This window comes from Rhodanobacter glycinis, from assembly GCF_006438785.1.
GTDB lineage: Bacteria > Pseudomonadota > Gammaproteobacteria > Xanthomonadales > Rhodanobacteraceae > Rhodanobacter > Rhodanobacter glycinis_A.
Window position 1 is genome coordinate 429611 of record NZ_RCZB01000003.1, and the last position, 15303, is coordinate 444913.

The window sequence follows — 15303 nt, forward strand, 5'->3', positions numbered from 1 at the left end:
CCACCGAACTTTCGCTTACGGAGCCACGCCATGAAGACGACCCTGCCTACGGCCGAACAGATCACCCTGGACTGGAACAACAACACCCGCTGGGCCGGCGTCCAGCGCAACTACTCCGCCGAGGACGTGGTGCGCCTGCGCGGCACGGTCGCGGTTGAACATTCGCTGGCGCGCCGCGGCGCCGAGCGGCTGTGGAAATCGCTGCACAAGGAAGACTTCGTCAACGCGCTGGGCGCACTGACCGGCAACCAGGCGATGCAGCAGGTGAAGGCCGGCCTGCAGGCGATCTATTTGTCGGGCTGGCAGGTCGCCGCCGATGCGAACGTGGCGGGCGAGATGTATCCGGACCAGTCGCTGTATCCGGCCAACTCGGTGCCGCTGGTGGTCAAGCGCATCAACAACACCTTGTTGCGCGCCGACCAGCTGAACCACGCCGAAGGCAAGGACGACACCGACTGGCTGGTGCCGATCGTGGCCGACGCCGAAGCCGGCTTCGGTGGCGTGCTGAACGCGTTCGAGCTGATGAAGGCGATGATCGAAGCAGGCGCCGCCGGGGTACATTTCGAGGATCAGCTGGCCTCGGTGAAGAAGTGCGGCCACATGGGTGGCAAGGTACTGGTACCGACGCGCGAGGCGGTCGACAAGTTGAACGCCGCGCGCCTTGCCGCCGATGTTGCCGGTGTGCCGACCCTGCTGGTGGCGCGCACCGATGCCGATGCCGCCGACCTGCTGACCTCGGACATCGACGAGAACGACAAGCCGTTCATCACCGGCGAACGCACCGTCGAAGGTTTCTACCGCGTGCGTCCGGGCCTGGACCAGGCGATCAGCCGCGGCCTCGCCTACGCGCCGTACGCCGATCTGATCTGGTGCGAGACCAGCAAGCCGAACTTGGAGGACGCGCGCAAGTTCGCCGAGGCGATCCACGCGAAGTTCCCGTGCAAGATGCTGGCGTACAACTGCTCGCCCAGCTTCAACTGGAAGAAGAATCTGGACGATGCCACCATCGCCAGCTTCCAGAAAGAGCTCGGCGCGATGGGCTACAAGTTCCAGTTCATCACGCTGGCCGGCTTCCACAGCCTCAACTACGGCATGTTCGATCTGGCGCATGGTTATGCGCGCCGCCAGATGACTGCCTTCGTCGAACTCCAGGAAAAGGAATTCGCTGCCGCCGAGCGGGGCTTCACCGCGGTGAAGCATCAGCGAGAGGTCGGCACCGGTTACTTCGACGCTGTAACCCAGGCGATCCAGCAGGGCCAGTCATCGACCACCGCATTGACCGGTTCCACTGAAGAAGCGCAATTCGCTCGTCACGCTGCAGCCTGACCTGGCACTTCGCTCCCCCTGCACGAGCAGGGGGAGCGGCAGTTCAACCCGAAGTGACGGCACTCGCATTCGGCGAGGCCGGCGGGACCAAGGCAATCACTGTCCAGCCCGGCTTCGGCTCCAGCTCGCGTTTGGTCGAAACCACCCGCAACGCGCCTTTCTCCTCCACGCCGAACATCAACACGCTGTTCGAGCCGTACTGCTCGATGAAATGTGGCCAGTCGAAGGTGGCGCTCAACCTGGTCGACTTGATCCGCCAGCCCTGTTCGAGCATCTGCGCGAAACGTCCGTGTGTCATCTCCTCGTCGAACAGCGGCGGCGCCAGCAGGCTGCCGGACAGCGCCGCGCGATCGGTGTTTTCCTGGGGCGTCAGGTTGCGCAGCCGATAGACCTTGTCGCGACCGAACTCCTGCCGGTAATGCACGCAGGCCAGCGAGTTGCGTTCGCGATGGGTGGACACCGCCAGCAGGCGGCCGATGCCGGTGAGATCGAGATGGCGCTCTGCATGTGGCGACGCCGGATTGCCGAAGAACGTGGCGAGCCCGTCCATGCGCGCGTGACGGATGCCGTCCCAGTCGTCATCGGCGAGCACCACGTGGAAACCGGCCTCGTTCAAGACCTTGCCGATCGCCCGCGCCACTTCGTCGGAACCGAAGACCAGCAGTCCGCGCGGCTCCGGCTCGGCCACCTTCAGCCAGATCGCCAGCGGCCGCGCGGTGGCGCTCTGCAAGACCACCGTACCGATGATCAGAGTGAACACCAGCGGCACCAGTGCCTCGGCGCCCGCCACACCCAGTGCATCCAGGCGCAGCGCAAACAGCGCCGATACCGACGCGGCCACGATGCCGCGCGGCGCCACCCAGCCGATCAGCGTGCGCTCGCGCCAGTTCAATCCGCTGCCGAAACTCGAAATCGCCACGGTCAGCGGCCGCACCACCAACTGCGCGATCACGAACAACACGATGCCTGCACCCAGCATGCCGTCCGGCAACGGCCAGTGCAGCCGCGCCGCCAACAGGATGAACAGCAGCGACACCAGCACCGTGGTGAGGCTTTCCTTGAAATCGAGGATGTCGTCGATGTGCACGCCACGGATGTTGCCCAGCGCGATGCCCATGATCGTCACCGCCAGCAGCCCCGACTCGTGGGTCAGCGTATTGGAGATGCTGAAGGCCAGCAGCACGGCGGCCAGCACGGCGTAGTTCTGCAGGTATTCGGGGATCATCTGCCGGCGCAGGAAGAACGCCATCAGCCCGGCGAACAGCGCGCCGATCACCACGCCGCAGCCGATCGTGGCGACGAAGATGCCGATGGTGTGGCCCTCCTGCCGCGACACGATCGCCTCGTAGATCAGCACCGCGAACAGCGCACCCAGCGGATCGATCACGATGCCTTCCCAGCGCAGCGTGTTGGCGATGCGCGCATTCGGGCGCAGCGTGCGCAGCATCGGCGCGATCACGGTTGGCCCGGTCACGCAGGCCAGCGCGCCGAACAGCAGCGCGATCGGCCAGGCCAGGCCGGCAACGAGATGAGCGGCCAGCGCCAGCAACAGCAGTGAGGCCACCGCGCCGTAACTGACCAATCCACGCACCGCCTTGCCGATCCCCGGCAATTCATGGAAGCGCAGGGTCAGACTGCCCTCGAAAAGAATCAGCGCCACCGCCAGTGACACGATCGGGAACAACAGGTCACCCAGCAGCTTGTCCGGATCGAGCATGCCGCTGACCGGTCCCAGCATGATCCCGGCAAGCAACAGAAACAGGATCGCCGGCAACTTGACCCGCCACGCCAGCCATTGCGCCAGGAAGCCGATCATCAGCATGCCGGCGAGCATCAGGCCGAGCTCGATAGTCATTGCAGTCCTTGGGAAGATCAGGGCGCTATCGAAACATGCGCTGGCAGACACGTCCAGTTGACACCCATGCCCGCCACTTGCGCGATGCCACGGCGCGCTTCATAACCGCCGGTATTGCAGCGCCTCAGCCAGGTGCTCGCGTTCCAGCAGGGCCGCACCACCATCGAGATCGGCGATCGTGCGCGCAACCCGCAGCACGCGGTGATACGCACGTGCGGAAAGCCCCAACCGCTCCAGCGCCGTCTCGAACCAGCGTCGCTCGGCTGGCCCGAGCGCACAATCGCGCTCCAGTTCGCGCGTGCTGATTTCCGCATTCGGTCGACCGGCCCGCATCAACGATTGCCGGCGCGCCTTGAGTACCCGTTCGCGCACCGTGGCAGAATCCTCATCCCGCTCGCTGCGCGGTGAGCCAAGCTCAGCAAGCGGCACCGGCGGCACTTCCACACACAGGTCAATGCGATCAAGCAGCGGCCCGGAAATGCGCGATCGATAACGCTGAATCTGATCCGGCGTGCACTGGCAGCGCCGGCTTGGATCGCCAACATAACCGCATGGGCACGGATTCATCGCCGCCACCAGTTGGAACTGCGCGGGAAACGTCGACTGCCGCGCCGCACGCGAAATCATGATGTGGCCGGATTCCATCGGCTCGCGCAGTACTTCCAGCACATGCCGGCTGAACTCCGGCAGCTCGTCCAGAAACAGCACGCCGTTGTGCGCCAACGAGATCTCGCCCGGGCGCGGGTACGAACCGCCACCCACCAGCGCCACCGCCGACGCCGTGTGATGCGGCGAACGGAATGGCCGTCGTCGCCAGCGCGCCAGATCAGCCGTCTGTCCGGCCACCGACAGTACTGCGCAGGTTTCCAGTGCCTCTGATTCGGACATCGGCGGCAGGATGCCGGGCAGGCGTTCGGCCAGCATGGTCTTGCCGGTGCCCGGCGGGCCGATCAACAACAGGTGGTGGCTGCCGACGGCGGTGATCTCCAGCGCGCGCCGCGCCTGCAGCTGGCCGCGCACGTCGGCCAGGTCCGGACCATCTTCCGCGCCGCCATCGCTGGGAATACCGACCGGCATGGACAGCTCATGCGCCCCGCGCAGCCAGCCACATACTTCGGCCAGCGTGTCGGCCACCCGCACATCCACGTCCGGTACCAGCGCAGCTTCGGCAGCATTCTCGCGGGGCACCACCACGCGCCGGCCACGCGACCGCGCCCGCAGCAGAGCCGGCAGCACGCCAGATACACTGCGCAAGCTGCCGGTCAAGGCCAGCTCACCCAGAAATTCGCAATCGTCCAGTTTCTCGCGCGGCACCTGGCCGCTGGCGGCAAGAATGCCCAGCGCAATCGCCAGGTCGAAACGGCCACCGTCCTTGGGCAACTCGGCCGGCGCCAGGTTGACGGTGACGCGACGGTTGGGATATTCGAAGGCGGTGTTCTGGATCGCCACACGCACGCGGTCACGCGCCTCGCGCACCGCGGCCTCAGGCAGGCCGACGATGTTCGTGCACGGCAAGCCGCCGGAAAGATGCACCTCGACGATCACCTGCGGTGCGGTAACTCCTTCCTGAGCGCGGCTGAGGGTAACCGCAAGGCTCATTCAGCCAAAGGCCGCTGACGCAGGGAGGACGGGGCGCTGACAGGCACGGACATCGAGCGACTCCATCAACGCTGGATAAATAACCGCCTCCGATCGTTCTCGGGGTGAGGGTGACGGATCGGAGGCGGCTCCCGGGAGATTGGTTGTTGCTAGCTCCCGCGGGCAGCTACGGCGGCCTCAAGTTCGGCCACGCGTCGCTCCAATTCGTCGACCTTGGCGCGGGTACGCGCCAGTACCTGGGACTGGACTTCGAATTCCTCGCGGGTGACCAGGTCGAGGCGGCGCAATCCCTGCGCCAGAACATCCTGGAAGTTGGCTCGCAAATCCTGCTGCGCCTGTGCCAGTCCTGGCGGTACCAACGACACAAGTCGCAGGGCAATCTGATCGATATCCTGCCTATCCATCATGGACAGCGCCTCGCACTCGTCGAGGTAAATACTAGGTGAATGGAAATCGGCTGCACCATCGGTATGCTCCGTCAGAAACTGTAGGGATTGTCCTACACGGACGCCCCTCAGGCGACAACACCGGGCCAGGCAGGCAGAATGTGTTTTTGCATCGTCCACCGCGTCGATGCCTGTCGACTCAAGGAAAAATCCCATGAAGCTGGTCGTGGCAATCATCAAGCCATTCAAGCTGGACGATGTGCGCGAGGCGCTGGCCGAAGTCGGCGTACAGGGCGTGACGGTGACCGAGGTGAAGGGTTTCGGTCGCCAGAAAGGCCACACCGAACTGTATCGCGGCGCCGAATACGTGGTCGACTTCCTGCCCAAGATCAAGCTGGAGGTGGCAATTGCCGACGACCAGCTGGATCGCGTGCTGGAGGCGATCCAGCACTCCGCCCGCACCGGCAAGATCGGTGACGGCAAGATCTTCGTCAGCACGCTGGAGCAGGTGATCCGCATCCGCACCGGCGAACTGGATCACGACGCGCTGTAATCTCGCCGCGGCCCGCACCGGCACTCGCCGCAAGCGGCCTGCACAGCGACTTATACACAAGTTATTGGGTTGACCCTGCCCGAGCTACCCGATATGTTGTGTACGTCGGTGCCCGACCAGATGCGACATCGGTCGGGCTTAAAAGGGAATCCGGTGTGACTCCGGAACTGCCCCGCAGCGGTAAAGCGGAAACGAACGTCCTCACAAGCACTGGTTCACAGCGGCCGGGAAGCGAGGGCAAGTAGGCGGATCGCAAGATCCCCGTCCGCAAGTCCGAAGACCTGCCGGCACATCGGGACGAACGTGTCCCGGTGCGTTAGTGATGGCTTCCGCGGGGAGGCACGTCGCGGGGCAGAGCGCCACATCGCGTCTGCACTGTGAGTCGTCCCGGAATCCATCGCTTCAGGCCCTGCGCGCGGGAGCAGGTGTTTGATGTCCATGCCGGGAGCCACCAGCCATGCAACCCCTCGATACCGCCGAACGCGAGCGCACCATCGCGCGCGTCGATCCACCTGTCGTTTCCGTCCCCGAAACAGCTGCACCTGAAACCGCGTTCGCGCTGACCCCGCCGCACAATCCCGCCCAGATGCACGTGACCAAGCGCAACGGCGGCCAGGAAACCGTCGACGTCAACAAGATCGTGCGCGCGGTGACCCGCAGCAGCGAAGGCCTGCATGGCGTCGACCCGCTGCGTGTGGCGCTGAAGACCATCGGCGGCCTGTACGACGGCGCCACCACGCAGGAGCTGGATCAGCTGTCGATCCGCACCGCCGCCGCATTGACCGCGGAGGAACCCGAGTACGGCCAGCTCGCCGCACGCCTGCTCGGCGCCTACATCGACAAGGAAGTCAGCGGGCAGGAAATCCAGAGCTTCTCGCAATCGATCGCGCGCGGCACCGAGCTGGGCATCCTCAACGACCGCCTGCGCGACTTCGTTGCCGCCAACGCACGCAAACTCAATGACGCGATCAACCCGCTCGCCACGCGTCGCTTCGAATACTTCGGCCTGCGCACGGTGTACGACCGCTATCTGCTGCGTCATCCGCAACAGCGTCTCGTGATCGAGACGCCACAGCATTTCTTCATGCGCATCGCCTGCGCGCTCGGTGGCAACGAGATCGGCGAGACGCTTGAACTTTATCGGCTGCTGTCGTCGCTGGAATACATCGCCAGCTCGCCCACCCTGTTCAATGCCGGCACCTGTCATGAGCAGCTCAGTTCGTGCTATCTGCTCGATTCGCCGGTCGATTCACTGGAATCGATCTACGATAAGTACGCCGACGTCGCCAAGCTCAGCAAATTTGCGGGCGGCATCGGCCTGGCCTACTCGCGCGTGCGTTCGCGCGGCTCACTGATCAAGGGTACCAACGGTCATTCCAACGGCCTTCTGCCGTGGCTGAAAACACTGGACGCGTCAGTCGCCGCCGTCAACCAGGGCGGCAAGCGCAAAGGCGCGGCCTGCGTCTATCTGGAATCGTGGCACGCCGACATCGAGGATTTTCTCGAACTGCGTGACAACACCGGCGACGACGCGCGCCGTGCGCACAACCTCAATATCGCCAACTGGATTCCCGACGAATTCATGCGCCGGGTAGAAAGCGATGGCGACTGGTCGCTGTTCGATCCGAAGGTCGTGCCGCATTTCGTCGACAGCTGGGGGGAGGCGTTCGACGCGGCGTATCGCAAGGCCGAGAGCGATGGCCTTGCCATGAAAACCGTCAAGGCGCGTGAGCTGTACGCGCGCATGATGCGCACGCTGGCGCAGACCGGCAACGGCTGGATGACGTTCAAAGATCGCTGCAATGCCACCAGCAATCAGACGGCCAAAACCTACAACGTGATCCACCTGTCCAACCTGTGCACCGAAATTCTCGAAGTGAGCTCGGCCACCGAAACGGCGGTGTGCAATCTCGGCTCGGTGAATCTGGCGCGGCACGTGGTCGATGGTGACTTCGATTTCGAGCAGCTCGCCGCTACCGTGCGTACCGCGGTGCGCCAGCTCAACCGGGTGATCGACCTCAACTTCTATCCGATCGACACGGCGCGCACCGCCAACATGAAATGGCGCCCGGTCGGGCTGGGCGTGATGGGCCTGCAGGACGTGTTCTTCAAACTGCGCCTGCCGTTCGATTCAGCCGCGGCGCTGACACTGTCCAGCCGCATCGCCGAGGAAATCTATTTTCACGCGCTGTCGCAATCGTGCGGGCTGGCCGAAACCGAAGGTGCACATCCGGGTTTCGCGGAAAGCCGCGCGGCGAATGGCGAACTGCAATTCGACCATTGGCCGAACGCCACGCCACGCGACGACGCGCGCTGGGACGCATTGCGTGAGCGCATCAAACAGCACGGCCTGCGCAATTCGCTGCTGATCGCGATCGCGCCGACCGCCACGATCGCCTCGATCGCCGGCTGCTACGAATGCATCGAGCCGCAGGTTTCCAATCTGTTCAAGCGCGAAACGCTGTCTGGCGATTTCCTGCAGGTGAATCGCTATCTCGCCGACGAACTGAAGGCGCTCGGGCTTTGGACGTCTGAAATCCGCGATGCGATCAAGCTGGCGGAAGGCTCGATCCAGGGCATCAGCGCGATCCCGGAACGCCTGCGCGCTATCTATCGCACAGTGTGGGAGCTGCCGCAGAAGGCGCTGATCGAACTGGCGGCATCTCGTGGTGCCTACATCGACCAGAGCCAGTCGCTGAACCTGTTCATGGAGAACCCGAACATCGGTCAGCTCAGCTCGATGTACATGTACGCGTGGAAGGCCGGCATCAAGACCACCTATTACCTGCGCTCGCGTCCGGCTACGAAGATCGCCAAGACCACCGTGTCGGCGGACAGAGCCATGCTCGTCGTGGATCAGGCACAGGCGAACGCCGCGGTGTTCTGCTCGCTGGAAAACCCCGAGTACTGCGAGGCCTGCCAGTGACTGGCTGCACCCCTCTCCCGTCGGGAAAGGGGTAGGTGTGAGGGTTCGGACTTGCCAGGCATTCCGTCGGCGCCGAACTCTCATCCGCCCCTTCGGCACCCTCTCCCGGAGGGAGAAGGAATCAGCCATCCACACTCTTCTGAAGGAACCTTGATGTCCGCCCAACCGATCCGCAACACCCACATCCTCGATCCTGGCTTCGAGCTGACCCTGCGCCCGATGCGCTACCCCGGCTTTTACGAGATGTACCGCAACGCGATCAAGAACACCTGGACGGTCGAGGAGGTGGATTTCTCGATGGACACCCGCGACCTCAGCGCGAAGATGTCCGCCGCCGACCGCCATCTGATCCAGCGGCTGGTCGCGTTCTTCGCCACCGGCGATACCATCGTGTCGAACAACCTGGTATTGAACCTGTACCAGCACATCAACGCACCGGAAGCGCGCATGTACCTGTCGCGCCAGCTGTACGAAGAGGCGCTGCATGTGCAGTTCTACCTGACCCTGCTCGACACCTATATTCCTGATCCGGCCGAGCGTAACGGCGCATTCGCGGCGATCGAGACGATCCCGTCGATCCGCCAGAAAGGTGCGTTCTGCTTCAAGTGGATCGACTCGATCCAGGATCTTCGTCGGCTGGAAACGCGCGAGCATCGGCGGCAGTTCCTGCTCAACCTGATCTGCTTCGCCGCCTGCATCGAAGGGCTGTTCTTCTACGCCGCGTTTGCCTACGTCTACTACCTGCGCTCGCGCGGTCTGCTGCACGGTCTGGCCGCTGGAACCAACTGGGTGTTCCGCGACGAGAGCGGCCACATGGCATTCGCGTTCGAGGTGGTGCGTACCGTGCGCGAGCAGGAGCCGGAATTGTTCGACGATGAGATGCGCGCGCAGATCGAGGAAATGATGGAAGACGCGATCGCCTGCGAAACCCAGTTCGCCGAAGACGTGCTCTCCGGTGGCGTGGTCGGCCTGTCGGTGAAGGACATGCGCCAGTACCTCGAATACTGTGCGGACCAGCGCTTCGCCCAGCTCGACATGCCGAAAAAATACGGCGTGAAGAACCCGTTTGACTTCATGGATCTGCAGGACGTGCAAGAGGTCGCCAACTTCTTCGAGCGCCGCGTGTCGGCGTATCAGGTCGGCGTGCAGGGCGAGGTCGCGTTCGACATGGCGTTCTGACCATCGTGCCCGCGTAGCGATCATTCGATCCAAGCCATTCGCAATTTCCTGCGCTGATTCAACGCGAATTTTTCGCCGCCCGGGCAGCACCCATGTCATGAAAGGCCATTAGAATTGCCCGCTGATTCGCCTCTGCCGGCCGATGCAGGCCGCACTCGCTGATCGAACCGTGGGGAAACCATCGATGATCCGATCCTGCCGGGCGCAATGCCCGCGGGGTTTGCGGCGCGAGGGGGTCGCCCATAACGCCAAACGCATGCAAGGACCTTCGATGACTACCCCGATTCGCGTGAGATTGCTGCCCTTCGCCATCGCCTCACTGCTGGCTGCCGCCCCGCTGGCCGCCCAGAACGTCACCACCTCCGGCGTCAACGGCCGCGTGCTGGACGCCGCGGGCCAGCCGGTTGCCGGCGCCACGGTGACGATCGTGCATCAGCCTTCGGGCACCACCAAGTCGGTGGTGACCGATGGGGATGGCCGCTACACCGCGCAGGGTCTGCGCGTGGGCGGCCCGTTCGAGATCACCGCCAGCAAGAATGGCGTGGCCGCTGCCGAGCAGGACAACGTGTTCCTGCAGCTGGGCCAGCCCTCGTCGATCAACCTGAGCATGGGCGCCAGTGCCGCCCAGGCCAGCAACCTCGGCGCCGTGACGGTGAGCGCCTCCGCCCTGGCGCAGACCTTCTCCAGCGAGAACAAGGGCCTGTCGACCAACGTGTCCCAGGACCAGCTCAAGGCCACGCCGCAGGGCAATCGCTCGGTGGACGACGTCGCCCGCCTCGACCCGCGCATCACCGTGCTCGACCAGGGCGTGGGCTCGATCTCGGCCAACGGCATGAACAACCGCTACAACAACATCGCGGTGGATGGCGTGACCCAGGGCGACCCGTTCGGCCTCAACGCCAACGGCCTGCCGTACCAGAAGGCGGCGATCTCGCCCGAGACCATCGCCGAGTACAACATCTCCACCGCCACCTATGACGTCACCTCCGACACCGTCGGCGCCGACGTCAACGCGGTGACCAAGTCCGGCACCAACCAGTTCCACGGCTCGGCGTACTACTCGTACCGCAATGCCAACCACCTGGTCGGCGACGCCGGCTGGCTGCCGTCGGACAACAAGGGCTACAAGTACAACGGCTACGACAAGGACTCCACCTACGGCGTGACCGTGGGCGGCCCGATCATCAAGGACAAGCTGTTCTTCTTCGTCGCCGCCGAGCATGAGAAGACCACCGGCATCGGCGCCGACTCCGCCAATGGCCTGGACCAGTCGCTGGGCAACGGCGCCTCGACCAGCGGCAAGGTGTCGCCGGGCGACCTGCAGCAGGTGATCGACACCGCCACGCAGCTGGGCCTGACGCCGGGCAACTTCGGCGGCGCCACCGGCCTGACCTACGACGACAAGCGCTACCTCGGCAAGATCGACTGGAACATCACCGACAACCATCGCGCCAGCTTCACCTACCAGAACACCAAGGAGCTGCTGCCGGCCGTGGGCGGCAACAGTCCGAGCAGCGTGGGCCTGTCGAGCTACACCTATACCAAGGAAATCTCGACCAAGAACTACGTCGGACACCTGTTCGACGACTGGACCGAGAACTTCTCCACCGAGGCCAAGGTGGGCTACCAGCAGTACGTGCAGGACACCACCGCGCCGTTCCAGCAGCCGTCGGTGACGGTGAACCTGGCGCCGGACGGCAAGGGTCCGTCAGTGAACCTGGGCGAGGAGCGCTACCGCCACTACAACCACATCGATACCAAGAAGCTCAGCGTCTTCCTGGCCGGCACCTACTACCTGGGTGACCACACCATCAAGGGCGGTATCGACTACCAGCGCAACAAGATCAACAACCTGTTCGGCCAGGCCGAGTTCGGCGTGTACACGTTCTGGGGCTTGACCAACTTCGCCGCCGGCAACTACAACAAGTACGAGCTGTACCACCCGGCGCCGGGCTACCAGCTCAACGACATCGCCGGCAAGTGGACCTACAGCCAGTACAGCCCGTTCCTCGAGGACACCTGGCAGGTCAACGACCAGCTCTCGCTGCAGTACGGCGTGCGCGTGGACATCCCGCACTCCAGCGGCAAGCCGGCCTACAACGCCGGCTTCGAGCAGGCGTTCGGCTACCGCAACGACTACACCGTCGGTTCGAGCAACCGCGTGGTGGAGCCGCGCGTGAGCTTCAACTACTCGTTCGACTCCGAGTACAAGACCCAGCTGCGCGGCGGCGTCGGCCTGTTCCAGACCTCCCCGCCGACGGTGTGGATGACCAACCCGTTCCAGAACAACGGCGTCACCCTGCTCTCGTACACCTCGTTCGACCCGGCCACCGCGCCGTTCAGCCCGGATCCGCTGAACCAGCCGATCCCGGCCGGCGGCGGCGCCGGCTCGATCGACACCATCGACAAGAACTTCAAGCTGCCGACGGTGTGGAAGATGAGCCTGGCGCTCGACCGCGAGCTGCCGTGGTGGGGCCTGGTGGCTTCGGCCGAGTACCAGCACATCCAGGTGCGCGACGGCATCCTGTACCAGGCGGTGAACTTCGGTGCGCCAACCGGCGTGCTGCCGGACGGTCGCCTGCAATTCTGGGCAACGCCGGGCGAAGCGCCGAAGTCGTCCGACGCGCAGGCCAACCGCAACAAGGCTTTCAGCTCGGCCTCGACCCTGCTGACCAACACGCACAACGGCAAGTCCGACAGCTTCACACTGGCGGTCACCAAGCCGTTCACCGACGGCTTCTCGGGCACCGCGAGCGTCACGCTGAACCATGCCACCGACGTCGATCCGGGCACCGACACCATCGCCTACAACGGCTATGCGCGCGTCGCCCGCCTCAACCCGAACAGCGACGTGTCGGCCACCTCGAACTACAACACCGCCAGGAGCGTCAAGCTGTCGCTGAACTGGCAGCACAAGTTCTTCGGTGACTACATGTCCCAGGTGTCGATGTTCTACAACGGCCGCACCGGCAACCCGTATACCTGGGTGTTCGGCAACGACGTCAATGGCGACAGCATCAGTGGCTGGGATCCGGCCTACATCCCCAGCGCGAACGACCCGAAGGTGAGCTACGGCAACGCTACGGCGCAGCAGATCCAGCAGTTCCAGGATTTCCTCGCCGGCGACAAGTACCTCAAGGACCATCGCGGGCAGATCGCCTCCCGCAACGGTGCGCGCACGTCGTGGGTGACCACGCTTGACATGAGCTTCTCGCAGGAAATCCCGGGCCTGTTCAAGGGCAACAAGGGCGAGGTCCGTCTGGACGTCTACAACTTCCTCAACCTGCTCGACAAGAACTGGGGCCAGCAGCGCAACACCGGGATCTATCCGACCCGCACGCTGGCCAACTACGGCGGCGTGAACGCCCAGGGCCAGTACGTCTACTCGTTGCCCACCGACAAGAGCGGCAACTACCAGCCGCAGCAACTGCAGGTGTACGACGGCGGCTTCTACGATCCCAGCCGGGTGGTTTCGCGCTGGTCGGCGATGCTGACGCTGCGCTACACGTTCTGATCGCGCCGTTCAGCCGGTGCGGTGCGTAAAAAGCCGGCGCTTATCTGTCCAGCCGTTCCGTCTGTCCGTCGATTTCCAAGATCGATACTCGAGCCCCTGATCGGACATCAGGGGCTCTTGTACCGGTGCCTGGCCGAAGATCCCGACGGATACCGTCAGAAGCTGTACTTCAGCGACGCCCCAGCGCCGTAGTCCGGGCTGCCGTTGGCGAAGCCGCCGAGCACGTAAGCCTGCATGCGCAGGTTGTCGCTGAGCTTGTGGTTCCAGTAGCCGGTGAGCTCGCTCTGCGGGGCGCCGCCGTCGGTGATCCGCTCGCGGTAGTAGTAGTACGCACCGATGCTGTCGCTGGTGCTCAGCTTGTAGTCGGCGCCGATGTTCGCGTTGAAGCCATTTTTCAGCTGGATGTACTGCGAACTGCCGTACTTCATCCAGCCCACACCGCCGAACGCCGTCCACGCGCCACTCACCTTATAGGTATCCAGCGACAGACCGTAGTCGTTCTTGCCGGTGCCCAGACCCTTGTTCTCGTCGGCGGTGCCGAACTTCACCTTGCCGGTGAGATCCAGCCCGAACGTGCGGTCGGCACTGCCGAACAGCTCGTAGCCGGCGGACGCGGTGATGTCGCCCAGACCCGAGGCCGAACCGCTGGTCGTCGTCGACGCCGTGCCGCCGGTGGACGAACCGCCGCAGGCATGAATCGCGCCGCCGACCGCATGGCCCACGCCGCGGCACAGCGGATTGTTGTTGTTCACCTTGCCCACGCCGGGAATCACGTTGCCGGGACCACTGATGTTGATGTACGGCACGGTGAGCTTGAACGTCCAGCGATCGCTCTGGTACGCCGCGGTCACCGGCACCGACCAGATATCGGTCGTGGTGTCGGTGCCGTACTTGCCACTGCTGTAATCGGCACCGGCGGAAAGGCTGAACTGGTCGCTGCCGGGCGTGGTGGCGGCATGGGCCGCCGGTGCACCGATCAGCAGCAGGCCGCCGACGATCATCCAGTGTTGTGGGTTACGCATGTGAGGGTTTCCTTGCAGATGTTGGGAATGGCGACAGGCCCGGCATCACACCGGGCCTGCATGCACTACGACTCGCCGGAGAAGCGGGGCTCAGCCACCCGGACGACCGGCGCGGGTGGGGTGATCCGGAATCTGGGGGCGATCGGGAATCTGGGGGCGATCGGGAACCTGCGGGCGATCCGGCAGCGTGGGCTTGCCAGCAAAGTCCGGCTTGCCGGCGAAATCGAGCTTGCCCGGGTGGTCGGTGGCACTCGGATGATCGGTCATGTGGCTCCGGCCAAACACGACCTTGTCGACCGAGACGTTTGCATGCGCATGCGCGCTGGCGGAAGCGCTGCCGGCAGCTTTCGGCGAACGCATCACGTCGCCCAGCTTGAAGCCCATGCTGTTGGCGATCTGGCCCCAGCCTTCGCCGGCGGCGCGCAAGGCCAGCACGCCCTTGAGGTCGACACTGGTGCCGTCGGCCAGCACCAGCGTGCCGCCGTTGAGCGCGGCCTCGAGTTCGGTCGCGGTCGGATCCGTAATGTCGGCCTGGGCCAAGCTGGCCTCGGCCAGCGACAGCGCGATCTTCACATTGCCGTAGCCCAGCTTGCCGGTGGCGGGCGTAAACGTCGTGGTCGTGGTCGTGGTGGTGGTCGTGCCGGCCGTGGTATCGGTCAATGTGATCGCGGTGCCGTTGCGCAACCCGGTGACCAAGGCCTGGGAGTTCGTGTCCGAACCGGCAAAGCTGGTGAACTCGGTGCTCAGCCGGGTCGACTCCTGATTGGTGCTGGTCGACGTGGTGCTTGTGCCGGACGTCGTCGTGCTCTGCGCCATGGCCGGCGCAACGGCCAATCCGGCCAACACGGCGGCGCAAACGAGCGTGAGTGTGAGGTGTCGGATTTTCATTGCTCTCTCCTAAGGGATGCCACAAAGGCGGATTACTGCGAAACGCACATCACGG

The 15303-nt window shown here is 64.3% G+C and carries 10 protein-coding genes and 1 riboswitch; of the genes, 5 read left to right on the plus strand and 5 right to left on the minus strand.

Features of this window, described 5'->3' with window-relative positions:
- Nucleotides 1-30: 30 nt before the first annotated feature.
- Nucleotides 31-1326, plus strand: coding sequence for an isocitrate lyase (gene aceA / locus EAH75_RS12520; protein ID WP_140648791.1), 1296 nt, complete (start codon nt 31-33; stop codon nt 1324-1326).
- A gap of 43 nt (nt 1327-1369) precedes the next feature.
- Here the strand turns inward: aceA and EAH75_RS12525 are convergent, their stop codons facing one another.
- The 3 genes from EAH75_RS12525 to EAH75_RS12535 form a co-directional block, all read right to left on the minus strand.
- Nucleotides 1370-3181, minus strand: coding sequence for a cation:proton antiporter (locus EAH75_RS12525; RefSeq protein WP_140648789.1), 1812 nt, complete (start codon nt 3179-3181; stop codon nt 1370-1372).
- Nucleotides 3182-3280: 99 nt separating this feature from the next.
- Nucleotides 3281-4780: a YifB family Mg chelatase-like AAA ATPase gene (locus tag EAH75_RS12530; RefSeq protein ID WP_140648787.1), complete on the minus strand. Its 1500-nt coding sequence runs from the start codon at nt 4778-4780 to the stop codon at nt 3281-3283.
- 149 nt (nt 4781-4929) lie between these two features.
- Nucleotides 4930-5187, minus strand: coding sequence for an accessory factor UbiK family protein (locus EAH75_RS12535; RefSeq protein WP_140649641.1), 258 nt, complete (start codon nt 5185-5187; stop codon nt 4930-4932).
- A 193-nt stretch (nt 5188-5380) separates the two neighbouring features.
- Between EAH75_RS12535 and glnK the strand changes: the two genes are divergently transcribed.
- The 4 genes from glnK (at nt 5381) to EAH75_RS12555 (ending at nt 13338) form a co-directional block, all read left to right on the plus strand.
- On the plus strand, nt 5381-5719 hold the full coding sequence (gene glnK, locus EAH75_RS12540) for a P-II family nitrogen regulator (RefSeq protein WP_077440644.1): 339 nt from the start codon (nt 5381-5383) through the stop codon (nt 5717-5719).
- An 89-nt stretch (nt 5720-5808) separates the two neighbouring features.
- Nucleotides 5809-6022: riboswitch (cobalamin riboswitch) on the plus strand.
- 154 nt (nt 6023-6176) lie between these two features.
- Nucleotides 6177-8645, plus strand: coding sequence for a ribonucleoside-diphosphate reductase subunit alpha (locus EAH75_RS12545; protein WP_193557766.1), 2469 nt, complete (start codon nt 6177-6179; stop codon nt 8643-8645).
- Nucleotides 8646-8798: 153 nt separating this feature from the next.
- The gene (locus tag EAH75_RS12550; RefSeq protein WP_140648785.1) at nt 8799-9824 is read left to right on the plus strand and encodes a ribonucleotide-diphosphate reductase subunit beta; all 1026 of its coding nucleotides are present in this window, start codon (nt 8799-8801) and stop codon (nt 9822-9824) included.
- A 271-nt stretch (nt 9825-10095) separates the two neighbouring features.
- Nucleotides 10096-13338, plus strand: a complete 3243-nt coding sequence (locus EAH75_RS12555) for a TonB-dependent receptor (protein ID WP_140648782.1) — start codon at nt 10096-10098, stop codon at nt 13336-13338.
- Nucleotides 13339-13493: 155 nt separating this feature from the next.
- Here EAH75_RS12555 and EAH75_RS12560 read toward each other — a convergent pair whose 3' ends face one another.
- Both EAH75_RS12560 and EAH75_RS12565 read right to left on the minus strand, forming a co-directional pair.
- Nucleotides 13494-14360 carry a transporter gene (locus tag EAH75_RS12560; RefSeq protein ID WP_140805611.1) on the minus strand — a complete coding sequence of 289 codons (867 nt, stop codon included), beginning with the start codon at nt 14358-14360 and terminating at the stop codon, nt 13494-13496.
- A gap of 90 nt (nt 14361-14450) precedes the next feature.
- Nucleotides 14451-15248 carry a hypothetical protein gene (locus tag EAH75_RS12565; protein WP_140805613.1) on the minus strand — a complete coding sequence of 266 codons (798 nt, stop codon included), beginning with the start codon at nt 15246-15248 and terminating at the stop codon, nt 14451-14453.
- Nucleotides 15249-15303 lie beyond the last annotated feature (55 nt).

Coding starts and splice junctions, on each gene's coding strand:
- EAH75_RS12530 (WP_140648787.1), bottom strand. CDS start 4,780: ATGAGCCTTGCGGTTACCCTCAGCCGCGCTCAGGAAGGAGTTACCGCA.
- aceA (WP_140648791.1), top strand. CDS start 31: ATGAAGACGACCCTGCCTACGGCCGAACAGATCACCCTGGACTGGAAC.
- EAH75_RS12525 (WP_140648789.1), bottom strand. CDS start 3,181: ATGACTATCGAGCTCGGCCTGATGCTCGCCGGCATGCTGATGATCGGC.
- EAH75_RS12565 (WP_140805613.1), bottom strand. CDS start 15,248: ATGAAAATCCGACACCTCACACTCACGCTCGTTTGCGCCGCCGTGTTG.
- EAH75_RS12550 (WP_140648785.1), top strand. CDS start 8,799: ATGTCCGCCCAACCGATCCGCAACACCCACATCCTCGATCCTGGCTTC.
- EAH75_RS12545 (WP_193557766.1), top strand. CDS start 6,177: ATGCAACCCCTCGATACCGCCGAACGCGAGCGCACCATCGCGCGCGTC.
- EAH75_RS12560 (WP_140805611.1), bottom strand. CDS start 14,360: ATGCGTAACCCACAACACTGGATGATCGTCGGCGGCCTGCTGCTGATC.
- EAH75_RS12555 (WP_140648782.1), top strand. CDS start 10,096: ATGACTACCCCGATTCGCGTGAGATTGCTGCCCTTCGCCATCGCCTCA.
- EAH75_RS12535 (WP_140649641.1), bottom strand. CDS start 5,187: ATGATGGATAGGCAGGATATCGATCAGATTGCCCTGCGACTTGTGTCG.
- glnK (WP_077440644.1), top strand. CDS start 5,381: ATGAAGCTGGTCGTGGCAATCATCAAGCCATTCAAGCTGGACGATGTG.